Genomic DNA, 16,366 nt, shown 5'->3' with positions numbered 1-16,366 from the left:
GCATGACGGTGGCGCTAACTCTGCTAATCTCCGAATAAATCCCCTAAGCCAATTGATGGGCAAATGGGGGCCAGGTTTGTTATCCAGAGCACACGCAGCGCATGGATAGAGGTTGAAAGGCTATCAGGGGGCTCTAGACCCTTCCGATGTGCGACACGGCCAAGGTTGTCGTTTGACGCTATCGCAACGCCGCAAGTGGCAATTCCCAGCAGTCATCTGCTACGGTTTGACTTTGATGCAAAAATGGAGGCATTAAACGCCAACCATTTTCAACAGTCGTGATTCGGCGCTGAGGGGCATCATGTCGTTTACGGTCAACACATTGCGGAACGTCACCACCGCTTGCCAGCAAATGCGCGATCATATCAAGACGATCGTGTTTCGGCCGGACAATCACAAGACGCTCGATATCAGTTTTGGCCCGACCGTCGCCGCCGAACTGATCGGCCGGACACCTGAAGCGCTAGCCAAGGCGGAGGCCAAAGGGCGCCTGCCCCAGCCCAAGCAGCAGGCCAATGGCCGCCGCTACTACACACTCGAAGACCTGACCCATATCCGCGAGGCGCTGGGCATTCATGTCGGCAAGCAGCCCGACGAGGATGCCGTCGTGTTGGCAGTGCAGAATTTCAAAGGCGGGGTCGGCAAGAGCACGATCACCAAGCATCTCGCAGACTATCTCGCCTTGCATGGCTATCGCGTGCTGGTGATCGATTGCGATCCGCAGGCGTCAACCACGACGATGTTCGACATTCAGCCCGAAACGCTGATCGACGACGAACAGACATTGGGCGCGTTCCTGTCGCCGCGCAGTACGTTCAGCGAATTTTCGCAGACCATCCGCGACACCCCCTGGCCGACGATCAAGATCGTGCCGTCAAGCCTGGGCTTGCAGGATGCCGAATGGGATTTGACCGCGACCCTGCGCGAGGGCGGGCAGGCGGTGCGCGAGGGGTTGCAGGCGCTGCGCATCGGCATTGCCAGCGTGACGAAGGATTTCGACGTCATCCTGCTCGATCCGCCACCAGCCATGGGTTTTCTTGGTCTCAACGTGATGGCGGCCGCCACCGGCCTGCTGATCCCCGTGCCCGCGCGGCAGCTCGATTATCTGTCGACCATCCATTTCATGGACACGATCGCGGACAATATCGAGATCCTTGAAGAAAATGGCACGCCGGTCGATTATGGTTTCATCCGCGTCGTCTGTTCCGCCTTCTCGCCGAGCAAGCCTGGCGAGAACGACATGTGGCGGATCATGCAGGCGACCTATGCGGGATTGCTGCTGGGACAACCCATCCTCGCGTCCGAGGAAATCAAGAATGCGACCCAGGCTTTTCGGTCCATCTATGAATCCAAGCCCTCCGCGTCGCACCAGACCTATACGCGCTGCCGTGATAATCTGGATGCGGTCTTTGCCGAAGTCGAACAGCAAATTCGCCAGCAATGGCCATCGACCAGCCTGACCGCTGACTCCAGTGTGGGCGTGGCGGCATGAGCCGTCGTTCCCTCATCAGTGAAGCTTTGGCATCGGCGCTGAACGATCCGGCCCCTCCTCCGGCGACGAGCGAGCCAAGTCCGGCCGCGCCGCGTACCAATTTCACCAATAAGCGGTTGGAAGCCTTTGGTGAGGCAGCGCGGATCGTCAAGCGGCCGACGATCCGGTTGAAGCCGTCTGAATGTTCGGTCTGGCCTGGCAATGCGCGCGACTATTCGATGCTGGACGAGCATCGGTTGCGCAGCCTGATCGATTCTATCCTGGCCGAGGGCAGCAATCGCGTGCCCGCAGTGGTCCGGCGCACGCCCAATGCCGAACTGCCTTACGAGCTGGTTACGGGAACGCGGCGGCACTGGGCGATCGCCTGGCTCAACGCCAATCATTATCCCGACATCGAACTGATCGCGATCATCGAGGATTTGGACGATGAGGCCGCGTTCCGGCTGGCGGACATCGAGAATCGCGAGCGCGAGGATATTTCCGACCTTGAGCGCGGCATGAACTACAAGGCGGCGGTCGATAATTTCTATGGCGGCGTGCAGTTGCGCATGGCCGAGCGGCTCAAGATTTCGAAGTCGCAGCTATCGCGCTATATTGCGCTGACCGAAATCCCCCCTGCCCTGGTCAGCGCCTTTCATTCGCCGATGGACCTTCAGGCGAAATATGCCGAGAAGTTGTTGCCGTTGCTGCGCGATCCATCGTCGCGCGCGAAGCTGGAGGCGGCGGCTGAGCAGATTGCGTCCGAACAGAGTTTTCGCCGATCCGGGGATGAGCAGCCGATTGCCGGGCCGGAGGTCATGGCCCGCTTGCTCAAGGCCATGGTTGCCAAGGGCCGGGTCCAGAAAGCCGCGATCGAAAGCCCGGTTGGTGCTGCGATCGGTCAGGTGGAAAAGGATCAGCAGAAGATATTGACGCTGTCCCTGTCGCCATCCGACTTGTCGGTGGACGAGATATTGGCAGCGCTGCGCCCCATCATCGAACGGGCGAAGATTTGCACGGCCAAGCGGCGCTAGGTGTGGGTGTAAAAAGCTAAGAATAGCCATATTATCGTTATATTTCATATTGTTATATGGATTTTCCCCCTGGGGGGAAGGCAAATGGGATCATCGTGGTGGAACAGGAGGGCGAACTCAAGACGGCGCTGAAAGAGCGCAAGGTCCAGTTCGAAATGTTCTTCACTCTGCCTGATTTCAGCGACATTTCGCTGCGCGATTATCAGGAAACGATGCAGCGGCCCTTCTTCAGCCTGTCGAAGCGCAGGCGCGTGAAGCCCATCGAATATATCAGTCCCGACAAGTCGGTAACCGTCCATGTCTCCGCCAATCCCACCTATGGCATGGCGACGATCTGGGACGCCGACATCATGATCTATCTTGCCTCTCACCTGAATGAATTGCGCGAGCGGGGTCAGAATGAACTCTCACCCGTTATTCGCATCCAGCCTGGCGATCTGCTCAAGCGCATATGCTGGGGCACCAGCGGGCGTGCTTATGAGCGCCTGGTGAGTGCGCTCGACCGGCTGCAGGCCACCACGATCAAGACCAATATCCGCGCTAGTGCCAAAAGCCGGGAGACGACCTTCTCCTGGATCGACAGCTACACCCATCTCGTGGACGAGCGGACGCAACGGTCGCTTGGCATGGAGATCACCCTGTCGAAATGGTTTTTCGATGGCGTGATGGACAAGCGCAATATCCTGTCCATCTCCCCGCTCTATTTCGAAATTACGAGCGGCCTCGGCAAATGGCTCTATCGCGCGTCGCGCAAACATGCGGGCGGCAATGGTGCCGAGGGCTTCACCATCGGCTTTGAAACCCTCCACCAGAAAAGCGGTAGTGAGAGCAGCTATCCCGTGTTCAAGCGCAAGCTGCTGGAGCTGGCCAAGGGCAATGACCTGCCCGATATCAGCCTGGAAGTCATCGACGGCGAGAGCGCACGACCAAAGATGAAGATGGTCATGCGTCGCCACCTCGCCGAACAATCCGGCCGCAAACGCAAAGCGCCTGCGAGCGCGGCCAGCGCGAAGGATGATATGGTCGATGCCGGTCTTGCGCTTGGGCTGATCTCTCGCGTGTCGGAAGGTATGCGGGTTGCCGATCGGCCTGCCCGCGTCAGCACGTCGACAGGTGGCGCGCGACCCCCCTCCCCTGCCCGCAGCTCCAGCGCCAGCAAGATGCTCGATCCAGACATTTACGCGGCCATTCGGGCTGATTTTCCGGGTTGGGACTATGACGAACTGATGCGGCGGTTCGACGCCTTTCTTGGCGAAAATCCCGCCGAACTGCCGCGCAACTATTCCAAGCGTTTCTACGGGTTCGTAAAGGAGCATCATCGCCGGAATAAATATCGGCTTTGATGGAAGACGGCGGCTAGCGCCCTCCCCTATCGGCCTTCGACGTGTTTTCGGAATTTCATGAAATCGATGGCCGGTCCGTTAGCATTTGCGCGTATCGTTCAGCAGCCACGTCAAAGACCGCGCAATTGCGTGACTTAGGCAGATCGGCTTTCAAACCTTTCGGGTCGCAAGCGCTTTATCGCGGTGATTCTGAAAACACGTCGCATAGCGAGATAACGATCGGTCAAAACTAGTTAAGCCATATGGGCCTTGGTCTATCCGGCCCGCCCAGTCGCTGGTTCGCGATGTACGATGCAGCAGACGTGTTTTCAGAATTACGCCTTCGGGCATCTGGGGACGCTCCCGCCTATCCCTCACGAAATTTGCGTACCGACTCAGCAGAACAAAAAGAGAATCAGCGAAAATTGGCCGTATAGGCCTTCTGAGGCGCTACAGACTCTTCGGCACAGGTTGGCACCTGGGACCGCCTTATTGGCGCTCAGAGGGCTTCTGGCGAGGCCTCATTTTTCCCATCGCCCGACCAAAATTCATTCTCATGCCAATCTTGATGCAGGGTGGAGGAGGGCAGGGGGCTGTAAGATAGAGACACGGGTATCGCGTAGCTGCGATAGCTTGCTTGGCCAGATTGTTCGATCAGCAGTCCAAGATCGGAGGCAATCGTCAACAGCTTGATCGCGCCAGCCGATGTCTGGCCCAACGCGGCGGCCACCTGCCGACTAGTGACGCGCGGCCGTGCCATGGCGAGCAGCAGCACATCCTTCAATTTCCCCGGACGCCGCCGCCCGGCGACATGGCCCATCGCGCGCTTCGCATAGCTCCTTAGCCGCATCTCCAGATCAAGCTGGACCTGCGCACCCGCCGCAATGGCCTTCAACCAAAGCAGCGACAATTCATCACCCTGAGCCAGTAGCCAAGGGGCGCGGCTGCGTTCGAGGCCCATCGCCGTCATCCCTCCGGCCGAGCCATCCCATCGCCCCGGCCCCCAACGATCGCCGATCAACAGACTCGCCACCAAGTCGCTCCGGCCAAGGGGGGCGTGGTGGCGCCAGAGGCGGGCCAGATCAGCACCGTGAAGTAGGGGCGGGGAGGGGGGCAGGGCGCGGGCGTCTCGTTGCCATCGTTCGATCGCCATCAGCTGGTCCCCGATGGTGCGCCCGCCAGTTGGCGGATGGCGGTCTTGTCCGAGCCAGCGCAACAGCGCAGGTCCATCCTGCACCAGTGCCTCCAGGCCGATGGCGGTGCCGATGCTATCGCGCGCGGCGCTTAGATCGAAAGGCGAGGTGGAGACCGCGCTCCTTGCGTTTATCTCGATATCGAGGTCGTCCAGCGCCTGCCCGTCGATGCGGGCCAAGGCCTGCCGCTCGGCGATCAGGCACCGTGTTCGCCAGGGATGGCGCACCGGACTGAGCCGCCGTCGCTCCTCGATCCGTTCGATCGCCGCCTGCGCCTGGGCATAAACGAGAAGCATATTATGATCGGGAGATGCCATGGCTATGATCCGATACTAGGCCGCTAGGTTCGATTCATATCCGAATTGAAAAACAATATAAATAGTCTAATCACAATTGGATATGGCGTATAATTAAACGAAAAAACAGATATAGAAAGTCACAAATAGGATCGCCGTGTCGATCCTTCGGCAGGCGGTCATCCGGCGCGTTGACGCTGGGATGGGTGCCGATCATCTGTGCATCCTGTTGCTGCCCCGCTGCGTTGATGGCGGATACGCTATTTAGAGGTGCCTTCATGACCATTGCCCTTTCCGACCGCGATCTGCTGCGCCAGCAATGCCTGATCGACGGCGCATGGACCGGTTTGCCCAGCATTGCGGTCACCGATCCGGCGACGGGCGAGACGATCGCGTCCATTCCCGATCTGGGCGTGGCGGAAACGCAGGCGGCGATCGCGGCGGCGGACGCGGCGCTCCCGGCCTGGCGGGCGAAGACGGCGGCCGAGCGGTCGCGCATCCTGCGGCGCTGGTTCGACCTGCTGATCACGCATCAGGATGATCTGGCGATGATCCTGACGCGCGAGCAGGGCAAGGCGCTGGCCGAGGCCAAGGGCGAGATCGGCTATGCCGCGAGTTTCATCGAGTGGTTCGCCGAAGAGGCCAAACGCCTCTATGGCGAAGTGATCCCCAGCCACCGCGCAGACAGCCGCATCGTCGTCGTCAAGCAACCGGTCGGCGTCGTCGCTGCGATCACGCCCTGGAATTTTCCGGCGGCCATGATCACGCGCAAGGCAGCGCCTGCCCTGGCGGCAGGCTGTACGATGGTGCTGAAGCCCGCGACCCAGACACCGTTGACCGCGCTGGCGCTGGCGGTGTTGGCGGAAAGGGCAGGGGTGCCCGCCGGCGTGTTCAACGTCGTCACCGGATCGTCGCGGGTGATCGGCGGCGAACTCACGGCCAGCCCGCTGGTTCGCAAATTGAGCTTCACCGGATCGACCGAGGTCGGCAAGACGCTGATGGCGCAATGCGCGCCGACGATGAAGAAGCTGTCGATGGAACTGGGCGGCAACGCGCCCTTCATCGTCTTTGCCGATGCTGACCCGGATGCGGCGGTCGAAGGGGCGATGGCGTCCAAATATCGCAACAGCGGCCAGACCTGCGTATGCGTCAACCGCATCCTGGTGCAGCGAGAGGTCGCGCCCGCGTTCGAACAGAAGCTGGCCGCCGCCGTCAAACAGCTGAAGGTGGGGCCGGGCACACAGGAGGGCGTCGCCCAAGGACCGCTGATCGACGACAAGGCGGTCCAGAAGGTGGAGGAGCATGTTGCCGACGCGCTGGCCAAGGGCGGCCGGATCGTCACCGGAGGGCATCGCCACGCATTCGGGCGCAGCTTCTACGAACCCACAGTCGTTGCAGAGTGCACGCCCGACATGCTGCTGGCACAGGATGAAACCTTCGGCCCGCTCGCGGCGCTGTTCCTGTTCGATACGGAGGAAGAAGCGGTCGCGCTGGCCAATGATACCGAGGTGGGGCTGGCGGGCTATTTCTATACCCGCGACCTGGCCCGTGCCTGGCGGGTGGGGGAGGCGTTGGAGGTCGGCATGGTGGGCATCAACACCGGGCTGATCTCGACTGAGGTCGCCCCCTTTGGCGGCATCAAGCAATCCGGCATGGGCCGTGAAGGGTCGCGCCATGGCATCGAAGATTATGTCGAGATGAAATATATGTGCATGGCGGGCCTTTAAGGCGTAGATCAGAAAGAGGGCAGGGCAATGACAGGCATAGTGGCGATAACCGGCGCGGCGGGCGCATTGGGGCGCAAGACGGTCGAGATATTGGGGGCTGCCGGTTGGACGGTCGTGGGCATCGATCTGGGCGAGGTCGCTGCGGACGGCGTTGCGCTGGCGCTGGGTGGGATCGACCTGACCGATGAAGCGGCGATGGCCGGGGCAGCCGCGCGGATTTCGGACGAGTTGGGCCAGCTCGACGGGTTGGTGAATATCGCGGGCGGCTTTGCCTGGGAAACGGTGGCGGACGGCAGCGTCGCGACCTGGGACAGGCTCTATGCCATGAATGTCCGCACGGCGCTGATCGCCAGCCGCGCCCTGTTGCCGCTGCTCACCGCCAGCCGCGGCGCGATCGTCAATATCGGCGCGGCGGCGGCCACGAAGGCGGCGGCAGGGATGGGGGCCTATGCCGCGTCCAAGTCCGGCGTCGCCCGGCTGACCGAAGCGCTGGCGGAAGAGGTGAAAGCGCAGGGGGTGCGAGTCAATGCGATCCTGCCCAGCATCCTCGACACACCGGCCAATCGTGCCGACATGCCCGACGCGGACTTTGGAAACTGGGTAACCCCGACGCAGCTGGCGGGGGTGGCAGCTTTCCTCCTGTCGCCCGCTGCGGACGCGATTACGGGCGCGCTGATCCCGGTGACGGGTCGGGTTTGAGATGCTGGGGCGCTTAATGTGAACCGAAGATGAAAAATGTCCAAACCTATCGGATATTTTACCAATATGCGGTAAAATTATGACACTTAATTCCGTATTGGTGCGGCGAAAGCGCCTATTTTTCGGCGCTTTTTGGAATTGGCACGCTCCCTGCAATGCTGTCGGCATGATTCACAACGGATCGCCACACATTGTTCAGGGAAAGAGAAACATCATGAAGACCATCGCTTTTGTCGCCGCCATTGCCGCCGCCACCATCGCCGTTTCGGCCGCTGCCACCCCCGCTTTCGCCCAGCCCACCGGCACCTATGGCCAGGCCAAGGTCCGCTACGACCAGAAGACCGAGCGCTATTGCTTCAAGGAAGTCGTGACCGGATCGCTGATCCCCGTCACCACCTGCCAGTCGAAGGAAGAATGGGCGCAGGCCGGCCTCACCATCAGCCACAAGCCGACGGTCCAGCTCGCACAGCGCTGAATGTCTCCGGCCCGGCGGCCGCCCGATCCGGCGGCCGACCATCCTGACGGCGGGCGTTGTCCATCCTATGATGGGCATCCCCGCCGTCGCGCATTTGGGTAAAGGCCCGCGCGCCCTCTTGCCACTATCGCTAGTTGCCCCGCGCCGTTGGAAGACGAGAATGACGGGACAAAAGATAGGGGAGGGAAGGGCGATGAACGACATCGACGTGATCGTGCTGGGGTCGGGCGCGGCGGCGCTGACGGCGGCCGTGACGGCCCATGAATATGGCGCGCGGGTCGCTGTGTTCGAGAAATCAGACAAGATCGGCGGCACGTCGGCCTGGTCCGGTGGGCAGATCTGGATACCCAATCATCCCCATATGGCCAAGGGCCGGACCGACAGCCGGGAAGAGGCGCTGACCTATCTGAGCGCCCTCTCGCATGGCATGATCGACCCGGCGATGGCCGAAACCTTCGTGGATACAGGCGCGGACATGATCCGCTTTCTGGAGGCCCGCACGCCGGTCCATTTCTACAGCATTCCCGATTTCCCCGATTATCATTCCGAATTTCCCGGCGCCAAGCGCACCGGCGGGCGGACGCTGGAATGTCCGCCTTTCCCCTATCAGGAGCTGGGCGACTGGTCCGACCGGATGGAGGCGTCGCCTTATTATCCCGACTACACCAAGACCGTCGGTGAAACGACGCTAGGCCAGCCCGTGCCCCAGCCCGCCAGTCCAGAGGTAAAGGCACAACGGCGCGCGGTCGATGCACGCGGCATGGGGGCGGCATTGGTCGGGCGGTTGATGAAAGCCTGCCTCGACCGGGGCATTGAACCCCAAACCGGAAAGCGCGCAATGGAACTGATCATGAACGGCGCGGCCGTGGCCGGGGTGCGGTTCGAGGATGGCAGCACCGCCCATGCGCCCAATGTCGTGATCGCGACCGGCGGCTTTGAATGGAACAAGGATCTGGTGCGGGCCTTCACCCGTGGACCGATGACGCATCCGGTGTCGGTGCCGACCAATAGCGGCGATGGTCTGAAAATGGCGATGCGGGTCGGCGCGATGCTGGGCAATATGCGCGAAGCCTGGTGGATGCCGGTGATCGAGGTGCCGACTGACCTCAACAGCATGGGGCGCCAGCTTTTCACCTATGAACGGACCATGCCCGGCGGGCTGATGGTCAATCGCAAAGGCAAGCGATTCACCAATGAAGCGTCCAATTACAATGCGTTCGGCGCGGCTTTCCATGAGCAGGATGTCAGCGCCTTCACCTATGCCAACCTGCCCTGCTGGTTCATCTTCAACGCCGCCTTCTATGGCCATTATCCGTTCCTCGTCGGCGGTCTGACCGACAGTTTCGAGGCGGGGGCGACACCGCCGCAATGGGTGCCGGGCGCGCCGACGCTGCGCGCGTTGGCGGAACGGGTGGGCATTGATCCCGAAGGCCTCGAAAAGACGGTGGCCCGGTTCAATCGTCATGCCGAACAGGCCGATGATCCCGATTTTCAAAGGGGCGAAGCGAATAACGACCTGTGGTGGGGCGACCCGCGCTGGCGCGGAGACAAGCGCGCGACGCTGGGACCGCTGGGCGATGGACCCTATTATGCGATCGAAGTGAAGTCGGGCGCGCTGGGGACCAAGGGCGGTCCGTTGACCGATACGCGCTCGCGCGTCCTCAATGTCGACGGCGTGGTTATCGAGGGGCTGTATTGCGCGGGGAACGCGATGGCGTCGCCCATGGGGATGACATATGGCGGCGCCGGTGGAACGCTCGGCCCGGCCATGGTGTTCGGCTATCTGGCGGGCAAGGATGCGGGCGAACGCAGCGGCGGGATGACGGGCTAAGGGCGCGTCGCCCGTCGTTCAGCATCGATCTATTCCGGGTCTGCCAGAATGGGAATCAATGCTGTGGGACAGGGGACGCATGCCGCTATTACGGGACGGAAAATTGAAGATCGGCCGCCGATCGGGTGCGCTGATGCTGGCGGCGTGGCTGCTCGCGACGGGCGCAACCGCTGCGCAGGCGGCGACCTATTATATCGACGCCAATCTGGGGCAGGACAGCAATGCCGGGTCTGCCACTGCGCCCTGGCGGTCGCTGGGGCGGATCAAGGCTACGTCCTTGCAACCGGGCGATCATATCCTGCTGGCGGCAGGATCGGTGTGGAAGGAGCCGCTGGTCATCACCCGGTCGGGCCGCAAGGATGCGCCGATCACGGTCGGGCCGACCGGCATGGGCCAGCGCCCGCGTATCGACGCGGGCGGGGTCGCCGCGCATGGCGTCGCCATCCTGAACGCCGAATATGTTCGGATCAGCGGTTTGGAGGTCACCAATGACGGCCCGCCCGCCGGGTCGCGCTTTGGCGTGCTGGTGTCGGCGCAGGACAGCGGGGTGACGCGCGGCATCCGCATCAGCGACATGTATATTCATGACGTGCGCGGCACCAACGACCGCAAGGATAATGGCGGCATCGTCTACAGCGCGCTCGGCCCGAAGCGACCGACCCGGTTCGAGGATATCCGCATCGAGCGCAACATCGTCTGGCGCGTCGACCGGTCGGGCATTGCCGGGATCAGCGACCAGGTGACGAAGGCGCGCTGGTTTCCCAGTGCCGGGGTGGTGATCCGCGACAATCTGGTCGAGGATGTCGGCGGCGACGGCATCGTCCCGCGCGGCACGGACGGGGCACTGATCGAGCATAATATCGTGCGCTATGCGGGCAGCCGCGCGCCGGGCTACACCGCTGCGATCTGGCAATGGAGCACCGACCATAGCCTCATTCAGTTCAACGAGGCTGCCTTTACCCGCACCCGCTATGACGGGCAGGGGTTCGATTCCGACTTCAATTCGCGGCGCACGACGATCGCCTATAATTATAGCCATGATAATGCGGGCGGCTTCCTGCTCGTCTGTTCGCCAAAGCGTAGCGATCAGGACAATCTGGGCAATCGCGGCACGGTGGCGCGGTCCAATGTCAGCCGCAACGACGGCACCCGTGCCTTCCAATTGGCGGGCACGGTCGCCGATGTCCTGATCGAGGGCAATGTCGTCCATGTCGGCCCGAAGCAGGACATACAGATGGTGATCGCCACCCAATGGGATGGCTGGGCCAGCGACGTCCGCTTCCGCAACAATGTCTTCGCGGTGGCAGGCACGGTGCGCTACGGCCATGAGGTCGGCCGCAACGGGCCGGATTATCTGATCGAGCCGGGCTTTGGTCCCGCCACGCATATCCGTTTCCAGGGCAACCGTTATCTCGGCCGCCATATCGACCCGCCGCAGGATGAGAAGGGCGTGATGCAGCCCGACTATGCGCCGCCGGAGGTCGACTGGGCGGTGCCTATGTTCGATCCAGCGAACCCCGATGGCTTTGCCGCCTTCATGGTCCGCCATCGCGGCTGGATGGAACAGATGCTGGCCCGTGAACTGGGCGCGCCGGTTGTCCCGCTGGAGCCGATGCAGACATCCTTCGTCGAGGCGCGGCGATAGCGGACAGGCTGGCGTCGCGGGCTGATCCCCCTATAATCCTGCGCATGGACAGCGGGGGGAACAAGGCAGCGATGATCCTGAGCGCAGACGCGCTGGCTACGCTGGCGGCAAGCCACCCAGCGCCGGAGGATTTCGGCCCGCGCAGTGGGCGGCCCTGCCTCGCCTTCACGCTGACGGGGAGCGATGCCGGGCTGGCGGACTGGTTGCGGGGGCTGCCTTGTCCAGTCATCGGCATCGGCGTCGGGCCGTTGGCGGGTGCCTGCGATGTCGTGCTGGCGGACGAGGCGGGATTGGCGGCGATCATCGCCAATGTCGCGGCGCGGCCCTTTGCGGCGATGCTGCTGGTGCAGCAATTGCGCTTGAGCGAACAATTGCCGATGGCCGCGGCGCTGACGGCCGAGAGCCTGGCCTTCGCGACGATCCAGCGCGGTGGAGAATTTCTGGCGTGGCGGGCGGGCGCTCCTGCTGCACCGTCGCGCCCTGACGAGGCGGAGCCACCAGTGATCGTGGAGATGGACGGCAGTCGATTAACGCTGCGCCTCAACCGTCCGGCCAGCTTCAACGCGATCAATGTCGCGATGCGCGATGCCCTGTATGAAGTTTTGCGTGTTGCTCTGCTCGATCCGGCGATCACGACCATCCACCTGTCGGGCGCGGGGCGCTGTTTTTCGGTCGGCGGCGATGTCGCGGAATTCGGTCTCAGCCATGACGTGGCCGAAGCCCATTGGGTCCGCACGCTACGCCTGCCCGCCACCCTGCTCGCACAGCTTGCGCCGCGCGTGACGGCCCATGTCCATGGCGCGGTGGTGGGGGCAGGGGTGGAGATGGCCGCCTTTGCCGGGCGGGTCGAGGCGCGGGCGGATAGCTGGTTCCAGTTGCCCGAACTCAAATATGGCTTGCTGCCGGGGGCCGGGGGAACGGTCAGCCTGCCGCGCCGGATCGGGCGGCAGAAGACGGCCTATATGGCGCTGTCGATGCGGCGCATCCCGGCATCGCTGGCGCTTAAATGGGGATTGGTGGACGCGATCGTGCCATAGACAAGGCGGCCCGCCACCCATGTCGCGCGCACGGTCACGGCGGCCAGATCGGCGCGGGCGGCGGCCCAGTTGCGATCGATCAGACACAGGTCGGCGCGTTCTCCGATGGTGATTTTGCGCGGCATGGCGGGGGCGTGGGGCTGCCCGGTATAGAGCGCTAGCGCCTCTTCGGGCGTCAGCACCTCGTTGGGGCCAAGGTCATCGGGGCGCTGCACGGCGGCGGCCATCGACGCCCAAGGGTTTAATCCGCCAAAGGGCGCGTCGCTGCCCGCCGCCAGCCCTACGCCCGCCGCACGCAGGCCACGCAGGCGATAGAGCCAGCGCCGATCCTCGGCGGCCACGTCGCGGCGATAGGCATCGCCCCGCTCGGCGATGAAATGGGGTTGCGACACCGCGACCAGCCCCAGCCGCGCCATCCAATCGGCATTGTCGGGCGTCACGATCGCCGCATGTTCGATCCGGTCGCCGACCATCGCGCCTGCTTCCGCGATCGCGGCGAGGGTGACGACCAGTTCGGCCTGGGTCACGCAATGCGACGCGACGGGGCGGCCAGCACCGTGCGCGCGTGCAACCTCCGCAACGAGATGGTCGAGCGGCGGCAGGTCATGGTCGTGATAATGGAGCTTTACCGCGCCCCGGCTGGCCAGGCCGACCGGCGGCGCATCATCCAGCTTGGGGCCACCCATCACCAGCAGATGTTGCGGCAGGCCCGCCTGCGCATAGCGCAGATAATCCGCCCGGTCATTGCGCGGCGTGACCTCGGTCAGCCCGGTGACGCCCAGCGCGGCGAGCCGATCGCCGACAGGCCGCAGGTCGAGCGGCGTCACGGGCAGGCGGCCGCGCAGCCAGGCATCGCCGTCGATCAGCCGACCATCGGCAGACGCGCCGTCACCCAGTTCGCGCAGCGCCAGGCTGTTGAAGATCCACATCCGCCCGCTGCGATGCTGGATGCGGACGGGGCGGGCGGGGCCGTTGCGGTCGAGCCATTGCCGGTCGATCTCCCCCGCCACACTGGCATGATAGCCCACACCGCGCAGCCAGTCGTCGCCAGGTGCGTGATGCAGGGCAGCGATTAGGCCTGCCGCATCCCGCACATCCGGCGGGCCGCAACGCACGGACATCAGGCTAGCCGCCGTGGCGTTCAGATGGATATGATGATCATGCAGCCCCGGCAGCAGCGCGCCGCCACGCGCATCGAGCGTCGGCTCGTCGGGCAGCGCGGGCAGGGCAGGGGCCATAGCCGCTATCACGCCATCGGCCAGGCGGATATCGTAGCGCTGGCCGTCCATTTCCGCATCACGGATCAGCATGATGCCAGCACCCGGTCATTGTCCGCACCCGGCACCGCCGCCGTGCCGACAGGCGCGCAAAGGATAAAGCGGCGCATCGTCGGCTTGTGCCTGCGCCTGCCAGTCGCGCAGTAGGGCAGGGGACGCAAGGCCCGCATGGCAGGCGAACGCCGTGGTGCCCGCCAGCGACAGCGCGATCAGCCCGGCCTGCCCCTGTCGCCATGCCACCAGCGCGGCGAGCGCGGCATGCAGCCCCGTCAGCGGATCGGCGATGGCATCGCCCGCGAACAGCGCTTCGCCCCATCCCTCGGCCATGATCGCCGCTAGGCCACCCGCCACCACCGCATCGTCGCCAAAGCCGATCCGGTCAGGATCATCATGCGCGGTGATACCGATCCAGATCGCGCCGCGCGCCACTTCGGCGTCGCGATCGATCCCCAATTGGCGCAGCGCACGGGGGCGCGAGGCCTCGATCACGATGTCAGCCTGTGCAACCAGCGCGGCCAGCGCCCCACGGTCCGCCGCGTCATGAAAGTCGAGCGTGACGCTCGCCTTGTCCGCATTGAGCAGGTCGTAGAAACCGCCATGTCCGAACCGCGCCCCGTCGAGCCGGGTTCGGCTCTCGACCTTGATCACCTGCGCGCCCGCCAGCGCCAGCAGCGATCCGCACAAGGGACCGGCCCAGAGCGAGGACAGATCGACAACCAAGGGCGGGCGATCAGGCGCGGCGCGGGCGGATCGAAGGATCGGGAAGAGCCGGGCAGGGGGGCAGGGCGGCACCACGGCAGCGATGGCCATGTTCATCTCTATCCCGCGCGCCAGTAGTGTCCCGCTGTCACACCCGGCGGCTGCGCGCTCTATCGCGGCCCAGTCCGACAGGTCGGCCTTATGGTCAGCGAGCAGGATGGGCAGCAGGTCGCGGTCCGCCTCCCGCGCCAGGTTGAGCGCGACCTCGCCATCGGCGACCCGTATCAATCGGCAGGACCGGTTGGCCGACAGCCGTCCCCCGCGCGTTAGGCCCAGCAATCGCGCCCGCTCGCCCAGCAGCAGCGCGCCGTTAAGCGGCCAGGATTTGTCCGGTGCAATAGCGCGCAGGGCCATCATCACGCCGTCGGCCGCGCTGGCCAGCGCCGCGGGGCAGACGAGCGCCGGGCCATCGGCGCGGCCCGTCACCGCCATCAGCCCCGCGCGCCGCCAGGCCAGCGGCGCAGGGTCGGCCCGGCCATCCAGCGCAATAGCCTCCAGCCCCAATTGCGCCAGCAGCCTATGCGCATAGGTCGTGGCGGCACCTGTCACGAAGGCGGCTCAGCCAAGCGTCCGGCGAAACAGGGCCAGCGTCCGCGCCCAGGCCAGGTCCGCTGCCGCCTTGTCGAAACGCGGCGTGGTATCATTGTTGAACCCATGTTCGGCGCCATCATAGATATGGGCGGTGTAGCGCACCCCGGCCTGTTTCAACGCAGCCTCATAATCGGGCCAGGCCGCGTTGGTGCGGACATCATTGCCGCCATAATGGATCAGCAGTTCCGCCTTGATCTTGGGCACATCGGCCAGCGTCGGGGGGCTGCCATAGAAAGGCACCGCCGCGCGCAGGTCGGGTATCCGCGTCGCCAGCATATTGGCGATCCAGCCGCCAAAGCAGAAGCCTACTGTAGCGATCTTGCCATTGCTGCCCGCCATGGTCCGGGCATAGGTGGCGGCCGCGACGAAATCCTCGCCGATCTTGTTGCGATCCAGCGTAGCAAAAGCGGTGCGCGCCTTATCCTCATCCCCCGGATAGCCGCCGATCGTCGTCAGCGCATCGGGCGCGACCGCCATATAGCCATCGACCGCGAGCCGCCGCGCAATATCCTCGATATGCGGATTGAGCCCGCGATTTTCATGCGCGACGATGATGACCGGCAGCTTTGCGTCCTTCTTTGCCGCGGGCCGCGTGACATAGGCGCGCACCGTGCCATGGCCATCGGGGGACGCGATATCGACATGGGTGATCGCAATCCGCTTATCGTCGGGCTTGATCACCTGCCCGCGCGCGAAATCGGGGCTGAGCGCTGCCAGTGTCGCGGTAGCCGCCACGGTGCCGCCGACATGCAGCGCGCATTGACTAAGGAAGCCGCGCCGGTCGATCGCGCCATGCACATAGGCGTCGAACAGGTCCAGCACCGCGCGCGGAAAGGCGGCCGCTCCCATCCTGTCTCCATTGCCTGCGTCCTGCGTCATCGCACTATCCTTCCGTTCCAAGCCCCTGCCGCCGACTATCGCCGCCTTTCCGCGCCAAGCCAATAGGCTGTGCATCATGGTGCAACCTTATCGCCCCGCTGGCCCGGAGCATGATCGCCCGCTAAGGGGA

General features: G+C 63.9%; 14 protein-coding genes. 9 read left to right on the top strand and 5 right to left on the bottom strand.

What is annotated here, in order from left to right:
• Positions 1-301: 301 nt before the first annotated feature.
• The 3 genes from SxD43FB_RS14460 to SxD43FB_RS14450 all read left to right on the top strand — a co-directional run bounded on the left by SxD43FB_RS14460 (position 302) and on the right by SxD43FB_RS14450 (position 3,848).
• A complete protein-coding gene (locus SxD43FB_RS14460) occupies positions 302-1,492 on the top strand; it encodes an AAA family ATPase (protein WP_069064099.1) in 1,191 nt (396 codons plus the stop codon).
• Positions 1,489-2,505, top strand: coding sequence for a ParB/RepB/Spo0J family partition protein (locus SxD43FB_RS14455; RefSeq protein WP_096062799.1), 1,017 nt, complete (start codon positions 1,489-1,491; stop codon positions 2,503-2,505). The genes SxD43FB_RS14460 and SxD43FB_RS14455 overlap by 4 nt, the downstream gene beginning before the upstream one ends.
• A gap of 98 nt (positions 2,506-2,603) precedes the next feature.
• A complete protein-coding gene (locus SxD43FB_RS14450; protein ID WP_255245741.1) occupies positions 2,604-3,848 on the top strand; it encodes a replication initiator protein A in 1,245 nt (414 codons plus the stop codon).
• 478 nt (positions 3,849-4,326) lie between these two features.
• On the opposite strand, the gene SxD43FB_RS14445 is transcribed toward SxD43FB_RS14450, so the two are convergent.
• A complete protein-coding gene (locus SxD43FB_RS14445; protein WP_096062797.1) occupies positions 4,327-5,337 on the bottom strand; it encodes a hypothetical protein in 1,011 nt (336 codons plus the stop codon).
• Positions 5,338-5,407: 70 nt separating this feature from the next.
• Positions 5,408-5,596: a hypothetical protein gene (locus SxD43FB_RS14440; protein WP_069064097.1), complete on the bottom strand. Its 189-nt coding sequence runs from the start codon at positions 5,594-5,596 to the stop codon at positions 5,408-5,410.
• On the opposite strand from SxD43FB_RS14440, the gene SxD43FB_RS14435 reads away from it, so the two are divergent.
• From SxD43FB_RS14435 to SxD43FB_RS14410, 6 genes are all read left to right on the top strand, one after another.
• Positions 5,595-7,043 (top strand): NAD-dependent succinate-semialdehyde dehydrogenase, encoded by a 1,449-nt coding sequence (locus SxD43FB_RS14435; protein ID WP_096062796.1) that lies wholly within the window; start codon positions 5,595-5,597, stop codon positions 7,041-7,043. The two genes, SxD43FB_RS14440 and SxD43FB_RS14435, sit on opposite strands and share 2 nt — an antisense overlap.
• A 27-nt stretch (positions 7,044-7,070) precedes the next feature.
• Positions 7,071-7,742, top strand: a complete 672-nt coding sequence (locus tag SxD43FB_RS14430) for an SDR family NAD(P)-dependent oxidoreductase (protein WP_096062795.1) — start codon at positions 7,071-7,073, stop codon at positions 7,740-7,742.
• Between the two features lie 214 nt (positions 7,743-7,956).
• On the top strand, positions 7,957-8,217 hold the full coding sequence (locus SxD43FB_RS14425; protein ID WP_069064094.1) for a hypothetical protein: 261 nt from the start codon (positions 7,957-7,959) through the stop codon (positions 8,215-8,217).
• A gap of 193 nt (positions 8,218-8,410) precedes the next feature.
• Positions 8,411-10,048, top strand: coding sequence for an FAD-dependent oxidoreductase (locus SxD43FB_RS14420; protein ID WP_096062794.1), 1,638 nt, complete (start codon positions 8,411-8,413; stop codon positions 10,046-10,048).
• 79 nt (positions 10,049-10,127) lie between these two features.
• The gene (locus tag SxD43FB_RS14415) at positions 10,128-11,693 is read left to right on the top strand and encodes a right-handed parallel beta-helix repeat-containing protein (RefSeq protein ID WP_096062846.1); all 1,566 of its coding nucleotides are present in this window, start codon (positions 10,128-10,130) and stop codon (positions 11,691-11,693) included.
• Positions 11,694-11,764: 71 nt separating this feature from the next.
• A complete protein-coding gene (locus SxD43FB_RS14410; protein ID WP_255245740.1) occupies positions 11,765-12,730 on the top strand; it encodes an enoyl-CoA hydratase/isomerase family protein in 966 nt (321 codons plus the stop codon).
• Here the strand turns inward: SxD43FB_RS14410 and SxD43FB_RS14405 are convergent.
• Genes SxD43FB_RS14405 through SxD43FB_RS14395 form a run of 3 tightly spaced genes read right to left on the bottom strand, consistent with a single transcriptional unit; the run spans position 12,652 to position 16,236 of the window.
• Positions 12,652-14,040, bottom strand: coding sequence for an amidohydrolase family protein (locus SxD43FB_RS14405; RefSeq protein WP_096062792.1), 1,389 nt, complete (start codon positions 14,038-14,040; stop codon positions 12,652-12,654). The genes SxD43FB_RS14410 and SxD43FB_RS14405 overlap by 79 nt on opposite strands.
• A gap of 15 nt (positions 14,041-14,055) precedes the next feature.
• Positions 14,056-15,315, bottom strand: coding sequence for a CoA transferase (locus tag SxD43FB_RS14400; protein WP_255245739.1), 1,260 nt, complete (start codon positions 15,313-15,315; stop codon positions 14,056-14,058).
• 9 nt (positions 15,316-15,324) lie between these two features.
• Positions 15,325-16,236 (bottom strand): dienelactone hydrolase family protein, encoded by a 912-nt coding sequence (locus tag SxD43FB_RS14395; RefSeq protein WP_096062844.1) that lies wholly within the window; start codon positions 16,234-16,236, stop codon positions 15,325-15,327.
• Between the last annotated feature and the right edge of the window lie 130 nt (positions 16,237-16,366).

Origin of the sequence: Sphingobium sp. D43FB (genome assembly GCF_002312805.1) — a bacterium.
GTDB lineage: Bacteria > Pseudomonadota > Alphaproteobacteria > Sphingomonadales > Sphingomonadaceae > Sphingobium.
Note: the sequence above shows the minus strand (reverse complement) of the source record. Positions and strands in the feature narration are given on the sequence as shown.